This window comes from Gordonia desulfuricans NBRC 100010 (genome assembly GCF_001485495.1).
Taxonomy (GTDB): Bacteria; Actinomycetota; Actinomycetes; order Mycobacteriales; family Mycobacteriaceae; genus Gordonia; species Gordonia desulfuricans.
On the sequence record NZ_BCNF01000049.1, the window covers coordinates 12,015 to 29,519 of the forward strand.

13 protein-coding genes are annotated in these 17,505 nt (G+C 69.4%); all 13 read left to right on the top strand.

Annotated elements, in window-relative coordinates:
- Window positions 1-87 precede the first annotated feature (87 nt).
- Window positions 88-1,155 carry a phenylalanine--tRNA ligase subunit alpha gene (pheS, locus tag GD1_RS08835; RefSeq protein ID WP_059036763.1) on the top strand — a complete coding sequence of 356 codons (1,068 nt, stop codon included), beginning with the start codon at window positions 88-90 and terminating at the stop codon, window positions 1,153-1,155.
- 45 nt (window positions 1,156-1,200) lie between these two features.
- The gene (pheT, locus tag GD1_RS08840; protein WP_059036753.1) at window positions 1,201-3,675 is read left to right on the top strand and encodes a phenylalanine--tRNA ligase subunit beta; all 2,475 of its coding nucleotides are present in this window, start codon (window positions 1,201-1,203) and stop codon (window positions 3,673-3,675) included.
- 130 nt (window positions 3,676-3,805) lie between these two features.
- Window positions 3,806-4,843 carry an N-acetyl-gamma-glutamyl-phosphate reductase gene (argC, locus tag GD1_RS08845; protein ID WP_059036754.1) on the top strand — a complete coding sequence of 346 codons (1,038 nt, stop codon included), beginning with the start codon at window positions 3,806-3,808 and terminating at the stop codon, window positions 4,841-4,843.
- Window positions 4,844-4,860: 17 nt separating this feature from the next.
- Window positions 4,861-6,120 carry a bifunctional glutamate N-acetyltransferase/amino-acid acetyltransferase ArgJ gene (argJ, locus tag GD1_RS08850; protein WP_053777877.1) on the top strand — a complete coding sequence of 420 codons (1,260 nt, stop codon included), beginning with the start codon at window positions 4,861-4,863 and terminating at the stop codon, window positions 6,118-6,120.
- Window positions 6,117-7,115, top strand: coding sequence for an acetylglutamate kinase (gene argB, locus GD1_RS08855; RefSeq protein WP_059036755.1), 999 nt, complete (start codon window positions 6,117-6,119; stop codon window positions 7,113-7,115). Before argJ ends, argB begins: the two co-directional genes overlap by 4 nt.
- Entirely contained in the window at window positions 7,112-8,299 is a 1,188-nt protein-coding gene (locus tag GD1_RS08860; RefSeq protein ID WP_059036756.1) for an acetylornithine transaminase, read from the top strand. The genes argB and GD1_RS08860 overlap by 4 nt, the downstream gene beginning before the upstream one ends.
- Window positions 8,296-9,219: an ornithine carbamoyltransferase gene (gene argF, locus GD1_RS08865; RefSeq protein ID WP_059036757.1), complete on the top strand. Its 924-nt coding sequence runs from the start codon at window positions 8,296-8,298 to the stop codon at window positions 9,217-9,219. The genes GD1_RS08860 and argF overlap by 4 nt, the downstream gene beginning before the upstream one ends.
- Window positions 9,216-9,740, top strand: coding sequence for an arginine repressor (locus GD1_RS08870; RefSeq protein ID WP_244882595.1), 525 nt, complete (start codon window positions 9,216-9,218; stop codon window positions 9,738-9,740). The genes argF and GD1_RS08870 overlap by 4 nt, the downstream gene beginning before the upstream one ends.
- Before the next feature lie 177 nt (window positions 9,741-9,917).
- Complete coding sequence (locus GD1_RS08875; protein ID WP_053777853.1) at window positions 9,918-11,120, top strand: argininosuccinate synthase; 1,203 nt, start codon at window positions 9,918-9,920, stop codon at window positions 11,118-11,120.
- The gene (argH, locus tag GD1_RS08880; protein ID WP_059036758.1) at window positions 11,113-12,561 is read left to right on the top strand and encodes an argininosuccinate lyase; all 1,449 of its coding nucleotides are present in this window, start codon (window positions 11,113-11,115) and stop codon (window positions 12,559-12,561) included. The genes GD1_RS08875 and argH overlap by 8 nt, the downstream gene beginning before the upstream one ends.
- A 73-nt stretch (window positions 12,562-12,634) precedes the next feature.
- Entirely contained in the window at window positions 12,635-15,634 is a 3,000-nt protein-coding gene (locus GD1_RS08885) for an AMP-binding protein (protein ID WP_059036759.1), read from the top strand.
- A 99-nt stretch (window positions 15,635-15,733) separates the two neighbouring features.
- On the top strand, window positions 15,734-15,946 hold the full coding sequence (locus tag GD1_RS08890) for a Trm112 family protein (protein ID WP_053777855.1): 213 nt from the start codon (window positions 15,734-15,736) through the stop codon (window positions 15,944-15,946).
- 56 nt (window positions 15,947-16,002) lie between these two features.
- The gene (gene tyrS, locus GD1_RS08895) at window positions 16,003-17,295 is read left to right on the top strand and encodes a tyrosine--tRNA ligase (RefSeq protein ID WP_059036760.1); all 1,293 of its coding nucleotides are present in this window, start codon (window positions 16,003-16,005) and stop codon (window positions 17,293-17,295) included.
- Window positions 17,296-17,505: the final 210 nt, after the last annotated feature.

Consider the following 17,505-nt stretch of genomic DNA (forward strand, 5'->3'; position numbering starts at 1 on the left):
ATCGTCGGTCGGATCGGTGCTCCGTTCCGGTCGCCCATGACCTTCGACGTTCCGCATCAGACACGTGATAAGAGGAGTTCGCCGACCGTGGCCCCTTCCGCCGACGACCGGGGATCGCAGGATCTCCGGTTCCCCGAACCACAGGAACTCGACGCCGCAGCACAGGCCGCGGTGGAGGCCTTCGAGTCGGCGGGTGACCTCGACGCGCTGGCCACGGTGAAGACCGAGCACCTCGGCGACCGCTCGCCGATCGCGCTGGCGCGCCGCGCCCTCGGCGCCCTGCCCAAGGATCAGCGGTCCTCGGCCGGAAAGCTGGTCAACGAGGTCCGTGGCCGGGTGTCGGCAGCGCTCGCCGCCCGCACCGAGGTGCTCGAGGCGCAGCGTGACGCCGCGGTGCTGGTCGCGGAATCGGTGGACGTCACCCTCCCGTCGCGACGCCGTCCGGCCGGTGCCCGCCACCCGATCACGGTGATCGCCGAACAGGTCGCCGACGTCTTCGTCGGGATGGGCTGGGAGATCGCCGAGGGTCCCGAGGTGGAGACCGAGCATCACAACTTCGACGCGCTCAACTTCCTGCCCGACCATCCGGCCCGCTCCATGCAGGACACCTTCTACATCGCCCCCGAGGGGTCGCGTCAGGTGCTGCGGACGCACACCTCGCCGGTGCAGGTGCGGTCGATGCTCAAGCGTGACGTCCCGATCTACGTCGCCTGCCCCGGACGCACCTTCCGTACCGACGAGCTCGACGCCACCCACACCCCGGTGTTCCACCAGATCGAGGGCCTGGCCGTGGACAAGGGGCTGACCCTGGCCAACCTGCGCGGCACGCTGGAGACCTTTGCGCGCGCCCTGTTCGGGCCGGAGACCACCACCCGCATGCGGGCGAGCTACTTCCCGTTCACCGAACCGTCCGCCGAGGTCGACGTGTGGTTCCCGGCCAAGAAGGGCGGCCCCGGCTGGGTGGAGTGGGGCGGCTGCGGCATGGTGAATCCGAATGTGTTGCGTGCCAGCGGAATCGACCCCGACGTCTACTCCGGGTTCGCCTTCGGTATGGGCTTGGAACGCACCCTGCAGTTCCGCAATGACATCACCGACATGCGCGACATGGTCGAGGGCGACATCCGCTTCTCCCTGCCGTTCGGACCCGCGGTCTGACCCGCCCGGATACCGTCAGACGATCGACGAAAGTAGCTGATTGACGTGCGTGCCCCACAGTCCTGGTACACCGAGGTGCTTCGAGCGGGAGATCCGACCTGGTCGGCATCGGTCGAGGAGGTCGACGCCGGCTTCGTCCGCGTGGGCTTCGAGATCGAGGACATCGACGCCTTCCCCGAGATCACCGGCCCGCTGGTGGTCGGCCGGGTCGAGACCATCACCGAACTCACCGAGTTCAAAAAGCCCATCCGCTACTGCATGGTGGATGTGGGTGCCGATGAGCCAACTGGGATCGTCTGCGGTGCAAGGAATTTCGCCGAAGGTGATCTGATCGTCGCCTCGCTGCCCGGCGTGGTGCTGCCCGGCGGCTTCGAGATCGCCGCCCGCAAGACCTACGGCCATGTCTCCAACGGCATGATCTGCTCGGTGTCCGAGCTGGGTATCGGCACCGACCACAGCGGCATCCTGGTGCTGGCCCCCGGTACCGCCGAGCCCGGTGCCGACGCGCGCGAGGTCCTCGGTCTCGACGACGTCGCGATCGACGTGAACGTCACCCCCGACCGCGGCTACGCCTTCTCGGTGCGCGGTCTCGGCCGTGAACTCGCGAGCAGCTTCTCGGTGCCCTTCGTCGACCCCGGACAGTCGGTCGAGGCGATCACCGTCGACGGCAGCGAGGCCTGGCCGGTCGCGATCGACCCGGCGTCGGCCGCCACGCGGTACACCGCCCGCATCCTCGAGGGTGTCGACGCCGGTGCGATCTCGCCGTGGTGGATGCAGAAGCGACTGCTGGTGGCCGGTATCAGGCCGATCTCGGCGATCGTCGACGTCACCAACTACGTGATGATCGAACTCGGTCAGCCGCTGCACGCCTTCGACGCCGACAAGATCACCGGCACCGTCACCGTGCGCAATGCGGCACCGGGGGAGAAGCTCACCACGCTCGACGACGTGGTCCGCGAACTCGATCCCGAGGACGTCGTGATCGCCGACGACAGCGGCCCGATCGCCCTCGCCGGTGTGATGGGCGGCGGCGCGACCGAGGTGGGCCCCGAGACCACGCGTGTGCTGCTGGAGTCGGCCACCTTCGACCCGGTGCGCGTCTTCCGCACCGGCAAGCGCCACAAGCTGACCTCCGAGGCCAGCAAGCGGTTCGAGCGCATCGTCGACCCCGAGATCACCGTCGCGGCTTCCGATCGTGCGGCCGGACTTATCGTGGAGATCGCCGGCGGTACCGTCGCCTCGCCGCTGTCGGAGGCGCGCATCGAACTGCCGTCGGTCGCCTCGATCACGATCGCCGCCGACGAACCCGATCGGACCGCGGGTGTCACCTACCCGGCCGGGACCACCGCCGCGCGGCTGGTCGAGGTCGGTTGCACCGTCACCGGCACCGATCCGCTCGAGGTCACCCCGCCGTCGTGGCGCCCGGACCTGCGTCAGCGCGCCGACCTGGTCGAGGAGGTGCTGCGCCTGGAGGGTCTCGAGGACATCCCGGCAGTGCTGCCCACCGCCCCCGGCGGCACCGGCCTGACCGCGCAACAGCGCCGGCGCCGCAGCATCGGCCGCACCCTGGCGCTCGACGGATACGTCGAGGTGCTGCCGTATCCGTTCATGCCCGCCGGGGTCTTCGACCAGTGGGATCTGCCCGCCGACGACGAGCGCCGCAAGACCGTCAAGGTGCTCAACCCGCTCGAGTCGGAGCGCCCCGAGCTCAACACGACGTTGCTGCCCGGGCTGCTGGAGATGGCCGCCCGCAACATCGCCCGTGGGCAGCGCGACCTGTCCCTGTTCACCATCGGCCAGGTGGTGATCGCCGGGGCGAATGTCACCTCCGTGGGGGCCCTCGACGTCACCCGCCGGCCCACCGACGAGGAGATCGCCGCCCTCGACGCCTCGTTGCCGCACCAGCCGCTGCACGTCGCGGTGGTGCTGACCGGCCTGCACGACCCGGCGGGCCCGTGGGGTCCGGGCCGCGTGGCCGATCACCTCGACGCCTTCGAGGCCGCACGCAGCATCGGCCGGGCCGCCGGGGTGTCCGTCGAGCTGTCGGCGGCCCAGGAGAAGCCGTGGCATCCGGGCCGTTGTGCCCGCATCAGCGTCGACGGGATCACCGTCGGATATGCCGGTGAGCTGCATCCGGCGGTCCTGGAGAAGGCCGGACTGCCCAAGCGGCTGTGCGCGGTCGAGGTCGACATCGACGCCCTGCCGCTCACCACGATGCTGCCCGCACCCGACGTCAGCGTCTTCCCGGCGGTGCTGCAGGACGTCGCGGTGGTCGTCGCCGCCGACGTGCCCGCCGCCGACGTCGAGCACGCACTGCGTGACGGCGCCGGTGAGCTGCTCGAGGCGATCGAGCTGTTCGACGTGTTCACCGGCAGCCAGGTCGGTGAGGGACACAAGTCGCTGACCTTCGCGTTGCGGTTCCGCGCCGACGACCGCACCCTCACCGAGGACGAGGCCAACGCGGCGAAGCTCGCGGCGGTCGAGGTCGCGGGTGAGCGGATGGGTGCGCGCCTGCGCTGATCCCGGCGGCCGCCGATCTCGCGGGTCACCGCTCCCGGCGCGGCTGATCCCGGCATGACGATCGGGGTGGGCATCCACCCTGATCGACCCGGTGGATGAATGTATTTGCATAGGAGTGCATAATGTTCCTATGACGATCAAGGTTGCAGTCGCCGGAGCCAGTGGCTACGCAGGTGGAGAGATCCTGCGTCTGTTGTGCGGACATCCACGGCTGCGATCGGGGGAGCTCGAGATCGGGGCGCTGACCGCCGGCGGCAACGCCGGCAGTCCCCTCGGATCGCTGCATCCGCATCTGCTGCCGCTCGCCGATCGGGTCCTCGAGGAGACCACCGCGGAGATCCTGGCCGGTCATGACGTGGTGTTCCTGGGACTGCCGCACGGGACCTCCGCGGTGATCGCCGACGCCCTCCCGCCGACCACGCTGATCATCGACTGCGGCGCCGACTTCCGGCTCAAGGATCCCGCCGACTGGACCGCCTACTACGGCGGCGCCCACGCCGGTACCTGGCCCTACGGGCTGCCCGAGCTCCCGGGCAACCGGGAGGTGCTCAAGGATGCGAGCCGCATCGCGGTACCGGGTTGCTATCCGACGGTCTCGATCCTGTCGCTGCTCCCGGCCGTGGCCGCGGGCCTGGTGGAGCCGACGGTGACCGTGGTCGCGGTCAGCGGCACCTCCGGGGCCGGCCGCGCCCCCAAGGTCGATCTGCTGGCCTCCGAGGTGATCGGCTCGGCCCGCGCCTACGGCGTCGGCGGCGTACACCGGCACACCCCCGAGATCGCGCAGGCACTCTCGGCGGCGGCCGATCTTCCGGTGTCGGTGTCGTTCACCCCGGTCCTGGTCCCGATGTCGCGCGGCATCCTCGCCACCTGCACCGCCCGCACGTCGGCGTCGGCCGACGAGGTGCATGCCGTGTATGAAAAGGCTTACGGCGACGAGCAATTCGTCCACCTGCTCCCGGCCGGATCCCTGCCGGCGACCGGCTCGGTGATCGGCTCCAATGCGGTGCAGATCGCGGTGACCGTCGACGAGCGGGCCGGGACGCTGGTGGCCGTCGGCGCGATCGACAACCTCACCAAGGGCACCGGTGGGGCGGCAGTGCAATCGATGAACCTGGCGTTGGGCTGGGACGAGGCAGAAGGACTGAGTACCGTGGGAGTGGCTCCGTGACCGCACAGGACGGACAGATGACCGGCAACCAGAGCACAGATTCCGGGGACGACCGCATCGTCGGCGGCGCCCCGCTGGACGCGCCGCGACTGGTCCGCAACCAGGGTGTGACCGGCCCGCTCGGCTTCCGTGGAGCCGGCATCACCGCCGGGATCAAGGTCTCCGGCAAGCCCGACCTCGCCCTCGTCTTCAACGAGGGGCCCGACTATGCCGCCGCCGGTGTCTTCACCCGCAACCAGGTCAAGGCCGCACCCGTGCTGTGGTCGCAGCAGGTGCTCACCACCGGTCGGCTGCGTGCGGTGATCCTGAACTCCGGTGGTGCCAACGCCTGCACCGGACCGGGCGGATTCCAGGACGCACACGCCACCGCCGAGGCCGTCGCCGAGGCGCTGAGCAACTGGGGCACCGAGACCGGTGCCGTCGAGGTCGCCGTGTGCTCGACGGGCCTGATCGGTGACCGGCTGCCGATGGACAAGGTTCTCGCCGGCGTCACCGAGATCGTCCACGAGATGGCCGGCGGACTGTCCGGTGGGCTCGACGCGGCACACGCCATCATGACCACCGACACCGTGCCGAAACAGGCTGCGCTGCATCATCCGCAGGGCTGGAACGTCGGCGGCATGGGCAAGGGCGCCGGGATGATGGCGCCGTCGCTGGCCACCATGCTGGTGGTGCTCACCACCGATGCGCGCGCCACCCCCGAACAGCTCGACACCGCACTGCGGCGGGCCACGGTGAGGACTTTCGACCGGCTCGACATCGACGGCTCCACCTCCACCAACGACACCGTGCTGCTGCTGAGTTCGGGCGCCAGTCAGATCCCGGTGGAGCAGGCCGACCTCGACGCCGCGGTACTCGCGGTGTGCGACGACCTCGCCGCCCAGATGATGGCCGACGCCGAGGGCGTCACCAAGCGCGTGACCATCACCGTCAACGGAGCCCGCACCGAGGACGACGCGATCGCGGTGGCCCGCACCGTCGCCCGCGACTCACTCGTCAAGACCGCGCTGTTCGGTTCGGACCCCAACTGGGGTCGCGTGCTGGCCGCGGTCGGGATCTCCCCGGTCACCATCGAGGCCGACCGGATCGCGGTGTCGTTCAACGGGAGTGCGGTCTGCGTCGACGGCACCGGGGTGTCCGGTGCCCGTGACGTCGACCTGTCCGGCACCGACATCGCAGTCGTCGTCGACCTCGGGCTCGGCGATGCGTCCGGCATGGTCCGCACCACCGACCTCTCGCATGCCTATGTCGAAGAGAACTCGGCGTACTCGTCATGAGCCAGACCCCTGACGCCACGGCCTCTGACACCACGGCTCCCGACACCACGGCCCCTGACGCCACCGGCCCCGACACCACCGCTGCCGATGCCGCGGCGGTGCTCGCATCGACCCTGCCCGCGCTGCAGGCCCTGCACGGTGCGACGGTCGTGGTCAAGTACGGCGGCAATGCGATGGTCGACGACGAGCTGAAGCGGGCCTTCGCCGCCGACATCGTCTATCTGCGCGCCTGCGGCATGCACCCGGTCGTGGTGCACGGCGGCGGACCGCAGATCTCGGCGATGCTCGGCCGGCTGGGCCTGTCCGGTGAGTTCCGCGGCGGCTTCCGGGTCACCACCCCCGAGGTGATGGACGTGGCCCGCATGGTGCTCTTCGGCCAGGTCGGCCGCGAACTCGTGGGGCTGATCAACGCCTACGGTCCCTATGCCGTCGGACTCACCGGCGAAGACGCCCACCTGTTCACCGCCACCCGGCGCACCGTGCTGGTCGACGGCGTGGCCACCGACATCGGACTGGTCGGCGACATCACCTCGGTGAACACCACCGTCGTCGCCGATCTGCTTGCCGCAGGCCGGATTCCGGTGATCTCCACGATCGCCCCCGACCGCGACGGTGTGGTGCACAACATCAACGCCGACACCGCCGCAGGTGCCCTCGCCGAGGCGCTCGGCGCGTCCCGGCTGGTGATGCTGACCGACGTCGAGGGGCTGTACACCGACTGGCCCGACCGCTCCTCGCTGGCCTCCCAGATCAGTACCGACGCGCTGGAAGCTCTTCTGCCGAAGCTGGATTCGGGCATGGTCCCCAAGATGGAGGCCTGCCTGCGTGCGGTCACCGGGGGAGTGTCACGTGCCCACGTGATCGACGGGCGTGTCCCACACGCGGTGCTCGGCCAACTGCTCACCTCCTCGCGCGTCGGCACCACCGTCGTCAGCCCCGAGAACATCACGTCCACAACCGATTCCACGGAATCAGATCCGAAGGCAACCTCATGACCGCACCCTGGCAGCAGCGGTGGTCGTCCGCGCTGATGAACAACTACGGCACCCCGGCCGTCGCCCTGGCGAAGGGCGAGGGCGCCTACGTGTGGGATGCCGAGGGCAACCGCTATCTCGACCTGCTCGGCGGGATCGCGGTGAACGCGCTCGGCCACGCCCACCCGGCGATCGTCGAGGCCGTGACCGCGCAGCTGCAGACGCTCGGACACGTCTCGAACCTCTACATCAGTCCGCCGGTCGTCGAACTCGCCGAGCGGTTGCTCGACAAGTTCGGTCACCCCGGCCGCGCGTTCTTCTGCAACTCCGGCACCGAGGCCAACGAGGCCGCGTTCAAGCTCGCGCGGCGCACCGGCCGGCCGCAGATCATCGCCGCCGAGAAGGCCTTCCACGGCCGGACCATGGGCGCGCTGGCCATGACCGGCCAGCCGGCCAAGCGGGCACCGTTCGAACCGATGCCCGCCGGTGTCGACTTCGTGCCCTACGGCGATGTCGCGGCACTCGACGCCGCCGTCGGCGAGCAGACCGCCGCGGTCATCCTCGAACCGATCCAGGGTGAGGCCGGCGTGATCGTGCCCCCCGTCGACTACCTGGCGCAGGCCCGGCGGATCACCGCCGAGCGCGGTGCCCTGCTGATCCTCGACGAGGTGCAGACCGGCGTCGCCCGGACCGGGTCGTTCTTCGCCCACCAGGCCGCAGGCGTGGTGCCCGACGTGATGACCCTGGCCAAGGGTCTCGGCGGTGGGCTGCCGATCGGTGCATGTCTGGCCACCGGCCCGGCCGCCGAACTGTTCACCCCCGGACAGCACGGCACCACCTTCGGCGGCAATCCGGTCAGTGCCGCCGCGGCCCTCGCCGTGCTCGCCGAGATCGACCAGCACAACCTCGTCGAACACGTGGCGTCGGTGGGCAAGACCCTCGCCGCCGGGATCGAAGACCTCGGACATCCGCTGGTCTCCACCGTGCGGGGCTCGGGTCTGCTGCTCGGCATCGTGCTCTCCGCACCGCGCGCAGCCGCGGTGGAGGGTGCCGCCCGGGCCGGCGGCTTCCTGATCAACGCACCGGCACCCGACGTGATCCGGCTGGCCCCGCCGCTGATCCTCACCGAGGAACAGGCCGGCGACTTCGTCGCGGCACTGCCCGGGTTCCTGGACGCGGCAGCGCAGACCGAGGAGCAGTCATGACCCGGCACTTCCTGCGCGACGACGACCTCACCCCGGCCGAACAGGCCGAGGTGCTCGCCCTCGCCGCCGAGGTCAAGCGCAACCCGTTCGCGCACCGTCCGCTGGAGGGTCCGCGCGGGGTGGGCGTGATCTTCGACAAGAACTCCACCCGCACCCGGTTCTCCTTCGAGATGGGTATCGCCCAGCTCGGCGGGCACGCTGTGGTCGTCGACGGCCGCAGCACGCAGCTCGGCCGCGACGAGACCCTCGAGGACACCGGGCGCGTGCTGTCGAGGTTCGTCGACGCGCTGGTGTGGCGCACCTTCGGCCAGGACCGGCTCGAGACGATCGCGTCCACCGCGACCATCCCGGTGGTCAATGCGTTGTCGGACACCTTCCACCCGTGCCAGGTGCTCGCCGACCTGCAGACGATCATCGAGCGGAAGGGGTCGACCGCCGGACTGCGGATGACCTACCTCGGTGACGGCGGCAACAACATGGCGCATTCGCTGGCACTCGGCGGCGTCACCGCCGGGATGCACGTGACGATCAGCGCCCCCGAGGGTTTCCGACCCGACCCGCGGGTCATCGCCGACGTCGAGGCACGTGCGGCACTGACCGGCGGCTCGGTGGCCGTGGTCGGCGACCCGGTCGCGGCATCCACCGGGGTCGACGTCCTGGTCACCGACACCTGGGTGTCGATGGGGCAAGAGGACGACGGCAAGGACCGCAAGGCGCCGTTCCGGCCGTACCAGATCAACGCCGAGCTGTACGCGATCGCCGCCGACGACGCGCTCGTGCTGCACTGCCTTCCCGCACACCGCGGGGACGAGATCACCGACGAGGTGATCGACGGTCCGGCGAGTGCGGTGTTCGACGAGGCCGAGAACCGTCTGCACGCGCAGAAGGCGCTGCTGATCTGGCTGCTGGAGCACCAGTGAGTCTCCCGGACAAGCAGGTGGGCGCGGCCGGACACGCGGTGTCCCGGCTGGCGACCACCCGCGCCGGACGGCACGCGCTGATCGTCGACATCCTGGCCAACCACCAGGTCCGTAGCCAGTCCGAGCTGCAGGTCCTGCTCGCCTCGCACGGCGTGGACGCGACCCAGGCGACCATCTCGCGCGATCTCGACGAACTCGGCGCGGTCAAGCTGCGCGCCGCCGACGGCGGGGCCGGCGTCTACGTCGTGCCCGAGGACGGTTCCCCGGTCCGTGGCGTGTCCGGCGGGACCGACCGGCTGTCCCGGCTGCTGGGCGAGCTGCTGGTGTCGACCGACGCCAGCGGCAACCTCGCCGTGCTGCGTACCCCGCCGGGGGCCGCGCACTATCTGGCCAGCGCGATCGACCGCGCCAGCCTGCAGGATGTGGTCGGCACGATCGCCGGCGACGACACGATCTTCGTGTGCGCCCGTGAACCCGTCGACGGCGCCGAACTGGCCCGACGAATCGAGGGTCTCGTGTGACACCGCCGACACCGAGACCCGACGCGCACCCCGGTGGCGAGGGCGCCCGCCCCCGCGGCCGATAATCAACACCCGACGAAGAACATCATCAGCCCACCGCCCGCGCACCCGGGCGCGACGTCCACCATCCGGACGTCACCACAGAACTCACCGAAGAGAAACAAGGAGATCATCACCATGGCCGAGCGCGTCGTACTCGCATACTCCGGCGGACTGGACACCTCGGTCGCCATCAGCTGGATCGGCAAGGAGACCGGCAAGGAGGTCGTCGCCGTGGCCCTCGACCTGGGTCAGGGCGGCGAGGACATGGAGGTCGTGCGTCAGCGTGCTCTCGACTGCGGCGCGGTCGAGGCCGTGCTGGTCGACGCCCGCGACGAGTTCGCCGACGACTACTGCCTGCCCGCCATCACCGCCAACGCCCTCTACATGGACCGTTACCCGCTGGTGTCGGCACTGTCGCGACCGCTGATCGCCAAGCACCTGGTCACCGCCGCCCGCGACCACGGCGGCACCGTCGTCGCCCACGGCTGCACCGGCAAGGGCAACGACCAGGTTCGCTTCGAGGTCGGCTTCGCCTCCCTCGCCCCCGATCTCGAGGTCATCGCGCCGGTCCGCGACTACGCATGGACCCGCGAGAAGGCGATCTCCTTCGCCGAGCAGAACGACATCCCGATCAACGTCACCAAGAAGTCCCCGTTCTCGATCGACCAGAACGTGTGGGGCCGCGCGGTGGAGACCGGTTTCCTCGAGGACCTGTGGAACGCCCCCACCAAGGACGTCTACTCCTACACCGAGGACCCGACGATCAACTGGCAGGCACCCGACGAGGTGATCATCTCCTTCGACAAGGGACGCCCGGTGGCGATCGACGGCCGTCCGGTCAGCATGCTGCAGGCCATCGAGGAGCTCAACCGTCGCGCCGGCGCCCAGGGCGTCGGCCGTCTCGACGTCGTCGAGGACCGACTGGTGGGCATCAAGAGCCGCGAGGTCTACGAGGCCCCGGGCGCGATGGTGCTGATCACCGCCCACTCCGAGCTCGAGCACGTCACCCTCGAGCGTGAGCTGGGCCGCTACAAGCGCCACACCGACCAGAAGTGGGCCGAGCTGATCTACGACGGTCTCTGGTTCTCGCCGCTGAAGCGTTCGCTGGACGCCTTCGTCGACTCCACCCAGGAGCACGTCTCCGGCGACATCCGCCTGGTGCTGCACGGCGGTCACATCACCGTCAACGGTCGCCGCAGCTCGGAGTCGCTGTACGACTTCAACCTGGCCACCTACGACGAGGGCGACAGCTTCGACCAGTCCGCGGCCCGCGGCTTCGTCGAGCTGCACGGCCTGTCGTCGAAGATCGCCGCCCGTCGGGATCTCTTCGGTGAGTGACGATCCGCACGGCGGCGGAACCACCAACGAGGGTTCGCTGTGGGGCGGCCGGTTCGCCGACGGACCGGCCGCGGCCATGGCCGCGCTGAGCAAGTCCACCCATTTCGACTGGGCGCTCGCCCCGTTCGACATCCGCGCGTCCAAAGCGCATGCACGGGTGTTGAACTCGGCGGGACTGCTTGCCGATGACGACCTGGCGGGGATGCTGGCCGGACTCGACCGGCTCGCCGCCGACGTCGCCGACGGCACCTTCACCCCGGCCGAGTCCGACGAGGACGTGCACGGCGCGCTCGAGCGGGGACTGATCGAGCGGGTCGGCGCCGAACTCGGCGGCCGGCTGCGTGCCGGGCGGTCGCGGAACGACCAGGTGGCCACCCTGTTCCGGATGTGGGTGCGGGCGGCGATGGGCCGTGTCGCGCTCGGGCTGCTCGACGTGGTGGAGGCGCTCACCGCGCAGGCCGCGGCGCATCCGGATGCGGTGATGCCGGGTAAGACGCATCTGCAGGCCGCGCAGCCGGTGCTGCTGGCCCACCACCTGCTCGCCCATGCGCAGCCGCTGATCCGTGACGTCGACCGGCTCGGCGACGCCGATCGGCGGACCGCGGTGTCGCCGTATGGTTCCGGGGCGCTCGCCGGCTCGTCGCTGGGTCTCGACCCGGCCGCGATCGCCGCCGAACTCGGCTTCGACGGACCCGCCGAGAACTCGATCGACGCGACGTCGGCTCGCGACTTCGCCGCCGAGGCGGCGTTCGTGTTCGCGATGATCGCCGTCGACCTGTCACGTCTGTCCGAAGAGGTGATCCTTTGGAGCACACCGGAATTCGGCTATGTGACGTTGGCCGACGCGTGGTCGACCGGCAGTTCGATCATGCCGCAGAAGAAGAACCCGGATGTCGCCGAGCTCACCCGCGGCAAGGCCGGCCGGCTGATCGGTGACCTCACCGGTCTGCTCGCCACGCTCAAGGCGCAGCCGCTGGCCTACAACCGGGATCTGCAGGAGGACAAGGAGCCGGTCTTCGACGCGGTGGCACAGCTCGAGCTGTTGCTCCCGGCGATCACAGGTCTCGTCGCCACCCTGGAGTTCCACGAGGACCGGATGGCCGAGCTCGCGCCCGCCGGGTTCACCCTCGCCACCGACATCGCCGAATGGCTGGTGCGCCAGGGTGTGCCGTTCCGGGTGGCCCACGAGGTCGCCGGGGCATGCGTGCGGGAGGCCGAGGGTCGCGGCGTCGGACTCGACGAGCTCGACGACGAGACGTTCGCGTCGATCGATCCGGCGCTCACCCCGCAGGTCCGCGACGTGCTCACCGTGCGCGGGTCGATCGAATCGCGAAATGCCCATGGTGGCACCGCTCCCGAGCAGGTGCAGCGCCAGCTGTCGGTACTCGCCACCGAGGTGGCCAGCCTGCGTGCGCGTTGGGGCGGTCGCGACACCACGTAGGATGTGTATCCGCTGTGGTCCGGGTCGGTAGAGTGAAGCAGGCCACAGTCTTCGACGAGGGGGAGGCGCATCGATGGTGGGATTCGGCGGGGTTCCGGACGTCGGCGCGGTGGTCGAGCGGGTCGTCGCCACCGCACAGAACGGACTCGAGGTGCTTCGCCTCGGCGGATTGGAGACCGGTACCGAACCGGCTCCGTTCGTCGTGGTGGAGACCGAGAAGATGTTCAAGCTGCGGCGGTACTTCCCGGACTCGCCGTCGACCGGCCCGAACGTGGTCCTCATCCCGCCGATGATGGTGTCGGCCAACGTCTATGACGTCACCGAACACAACGGTGCGGTGTCGATCCTGGACCGTGACGGGATCACCCCCTGGGTGATCGACTTCGGCTCGCCCGATTCCGAGGAGGGCGGGCTGGAACGTGATCTCGCCGATCACGTCGTCGCGATCAGCCGGGCGATCGACCTGATCGTCGAGGCGACCGGCAAGGACGTCCACCTCGCCGGCTACTCGCAGGGCGGGATGTTCGCCTATCAGGCTGCCGCGTACCGCCGGTCGAAGAACATCGCCAGCCTGATCACCTTCGGCAGTCCCGTCGACGTCCTCGCGGCGCTGCCGCTGGGTCTGCCCGCGGGCCTGGTGGTCCCGGGCGCGGAGATCCTCGCCGACCGCGTGGTCAGTCATCTGTGGGTGCCGGGATGGCTGGCCCGGTTGGGTTTCCAGATGCTCGACCCGGTCAAGACCGCCCGCAGCCGCCTCGACTTCCTCCGGCAACTGCACGACCGCGATGCATTGCTGCCGCGTGAGGACCAGCGCCGCTTCCTCGAATCCGACGGGTGGGTCGCCTGGTCGGGCCCGGCGATCGCCGAACTGCTCCGGCAGTTCGTCGTGCACAACCGGATGGTGGGCGGTGGCTTCGTGATCAACGGTGACGTGGTGACACTCGCCGAGATCACCTGTCCGGTGCTGGCATTCGTGGGCGAGGCCGACGACATCGGTCAGCCGGCCGCGGTCCGGGGGATCGTGCGGGCCGCTCCCGATGCCGATGTCTACGAATCTCGGCTTCCGGTAGGACATTTCGGACTCGTCGTGGGTAGTGCATCCGGTGCGCACACCTGGCCGGTGACCGCCGAGTGGATCGCCTGGCAATCGGGGATGGGGGAGCGTCCCGAACTGATCGAGCCGATGGTGGTGCCCGAACCGGGACACGGCAGCGGAGTCAGTTTCACCTCCCGGATCACCCACGGGCTGGGGTCGGTCGCCGACGCCGGGGCCGGGGTCACCCGTGAACTGCTGAGTCTGGCGTCCAATGCCCAACGTGCCTCCCGGGCGGTCGCCCAGGAGTCGGTGCGCACGGTGCCCCGACTCTTCCGGCTGGGCCAGATCCAGGCGGGCACCCAGATCTCGCTCGGCAAACTGATGGCCGAGAACACCAGACGCGGCGGCGACAAGGAACTGTTCCTGTTCGAGAGCCGGGTGCTGACCCACGAACAGGTGAACGCCCGCATCGACAACGTCGTCGCCGGGCTGATCGAGTGCGGGATCCGGCCCGGCCAGCACGTGGGCGTGTTGATGGACACCCGTCCGAGCGCGTTGGTGGTGGTCGCGGCCCTGTCGCGGCTCGGTGCGGTCGCCGCCCTGCCGGCCGCCGACGCCGATCTCGGCGAGATGCTGCGGCTGGCCGCATGCTCGGTGGTGATCGCCGACCCCAAGAACCTCGACACCGCTGCCGCACACTGCGATCGGGTGCTCATCCTCGGCGGCGGCAGCGGCGACTCACGCGAGATCGACCGGGCCGACGGTCATCGGATCGTCGACATGGAACAGATCGATCCGGCCGCCGTCGAGATCCCGCGCTGGTATCGCCCCGACCCCGGTCTCGCCGCCGACCTCGCGTTCATCCTGTTCACCCGTACCCAGGGCAAACTCGAGACCTGGCCGGTGACCAATCACCGATTCGCGATGTCGGCGTTCGGTGCGGCCTCGGCGGCCGGCCTGACCGATCGCGACACCGTCTACTGCCTGCCGCCGCTGCACCATGCATCCGGACTGCTGACCACCCTCGGCGCCACCGTCGTGGGCCGCTCGCGGATCGCGCTGTCGAACGGTGTCGACATCGACACCTTCGCCACCGAGATCCAGCGCTACGGGGTCACGGTGGTCTCGTACACGTGGACGATGATGCGTGAGATCGTGCGCGCCGAGGATTTCCGGATCAACCAGCACAACCAGGTCCGGTTGTTCATGGGATCGGGGATGCCCGCCGGTCTGTGGGACGACGTGGTGGAGAGTTTCCCGCGGGCTCGCGTGCTCGAGTTCTTCGCCACCGCAGACGGTTCGGCGATCCTGGCCAACATCACCGGCGACAAGGTCGGTGCGATGGGTCGTTCCCTGCCGGAGACCAATGCGGTGGAGATCGCCGCGTTCGACCTCGAGAATCTGCAGCTGATCGAGGGTGACGGCGGATTCGTCCGGCGTACCGAACCGGGTGAGGTCGGACTCCTGTTGTCCCGCACCAAGTATCGGTTCGACGCCTCGTCGACGGTGCTGCGCGATGTGTTCACCGCCCATGATCGGTGGGAGGTGTCAGGGCACCTGTTCTACCGTGACGCCGACGACGACCTGTGGTTCGTGGGATCGGTCGAGTCGGCGGTGCGCTCGGCCGACGGGATCGTGTACCTGCCGCCGATCCAGCGCGCGCTGTCGCGGTTGTCGCTCGTCGACCAGGTGGTCGCCTACGGGGCGAGGGTGTCCGACGGGCAGATCGCGATCGCTGCGATCACCCTGCGTGCCGACGCCAGGCCCGAATCGCTCACCGTCACCCAGCTGCGGGTCGCACTCGGTGACCTGCCGGCCGAGGAGCGTCCGCACCTGATCTGCCTGGTCGAGGAGATCCCGGTGTCGGGGTCGTACCGACCGGTCGCGGCCGCGCTGGCCGCCGACGGCGTCCCCCGTCCCGCCGCGGGCATGTGGTATCGCGACGAGGAAGGGCGGTACCGCCGGTACACCCGGGCGGCGATGACGCGTCTGGGGTGGGCCGGCAGGGCGGCCACCGCCGAGACGTCGATACGGTGACCGGGTCGATACGGTGAATGGGGATCCGCCGGAGAGCGGATCCACCCACAGCAGCGGTGGGGATGCGTCCCGACGCCATCCCCGGGAGGAGTCAGCAAGATGTCTCGTGCAGAAGCGATCGACCCGATCGTCCGAGAGCGGTTGGTCTGCCCCCAGGATCGGGGACCGTTGCTCGATGCCGGCGACGAGCTCTACAACCCGCGACTGCACGTCGCCTACCGGATCGATGCCGACGGTATCCCGGTGATGCTCGCCGACGAGGCACGCAGCGTCGACGACGCCGAACACGCCCGATTGACCGACGGGCGGTAGCCACGCCGTCATCCCCGGCATCGGCGCCCGGGCCGGGGGATGAGAAAATCGAACTCGTGAGTGGACAGACCGCGGAGACGACCATCGACATCATCGACGAACTGGAATGGCGCGGCCTGATCGCGCAATCCACCGATCTCGACGAATTGCGCACGGTCGTCGACGAGGGGCCCATCACCCTCTATGCCGGATTCGATCCGACCGCGGCGAGTCTGCACGCCGGCCATCTCGTGCCGCTGCTGACGCTGCGCCGGTTCCAGCTGGCCGGGCACCGGCCGCTGGTTCTCGCCGGTGGCGCCACCGGTCTGATCGGTGATCCCCGGGAGGTCGGCGAGCGGAGCATGAACCCGGCCGACACCGTCGCCGGATGGGCCGACCGCATCGGTGGCCAGCTCCGCCGGTTCGTCACCATCGACGACGCCCCGAACAGCGCGGTGCTGGTCAACAACCTGGACTGGACCGGACCGATGAGTGTCGTGGACTTTCTCCGCGATCTCGGCAAGCACTTCTCGGTGAACGTGATGCTGGCCCGGGAGACGGTCAAGCGCCGACTCGAGACCGATGGCATCAGCTACGCCGAGTTCAGCTACATCCTGCTGCAGTCGAACGACTTCCTGCAGTTGCGTCGGCGCTACGACTGCGTCTTGCAGATCGGCGGGTCGGATCAGTGGGGCAACATCATCGGCGGTGTCGACCTGTGTCGCCGCGTCGACGGAGAGAGCGTGCACGCGATGACGGTGCCGCTGGTGACCTCGTCGGACGGCAAGAAGTTCGGTAAGTCCACCGGTGGTGGAAGCCTGTGGCTCGACGCCGACCTGACCAGCCCGTACGCCTGGTACCAGTACTTCGTGAACACCGCCGACGCCGACGTCGTGCGCTACCTCAAGTGGTTCACCTTCCTCGGTCGCGAGGAGATCGCCGAGCTGGAGCAGCTCACGGCGGAGAAGCCGCATCTGCGTACCGCGCAGAAGCGGCTGGCCGCGGAGATGACGACGCTGATCCATGGTGCGGAGGCGACCGCCGCCGTCGAGCTGGCGAGCCAGGCGTTGTTCGGACGCGGTGAGCTGGACGGACTCGACGAGGGCACCTTGGCCGCGGCGCTGGGGGAGACCCGGATCGCCGAGTACAGCGATTCGACCCCCACGATCGTCGAGCTCCTCGTCGACTCGGGTTTGTCGGAGAGCAACAAGGCGGCACGGCGCGCGATCGGCGAAGGCGGTGCGTATGTCAACAACGTCAAGATCACCGACGCCGACTGGACGCCGGCCGACGCCGACCTGCTGCATGGGAGTTGGCTGGTCATCCGCCGCGGCAAGAAGTCGTTCGCGGGTGCGCGGATCGACCGCTAGTGCCGGCCTGATCGCTCGAGCAGGCCTGTGACCAGGAGATTTGACGCCCTGTTCTTGTGTGTGTAACTTTCTTGTTGCACCGCAGCGAGCAAGACCCCGGGGCCACACGGAATCGGGGTAAGCGAGGTGTCCGCACTTCGGTTCGGACATGCGGAGCAGCTGGGCTTGACAAGGTGAGCAACCCTCGAGTTGCGAACGGAGATCGGATCT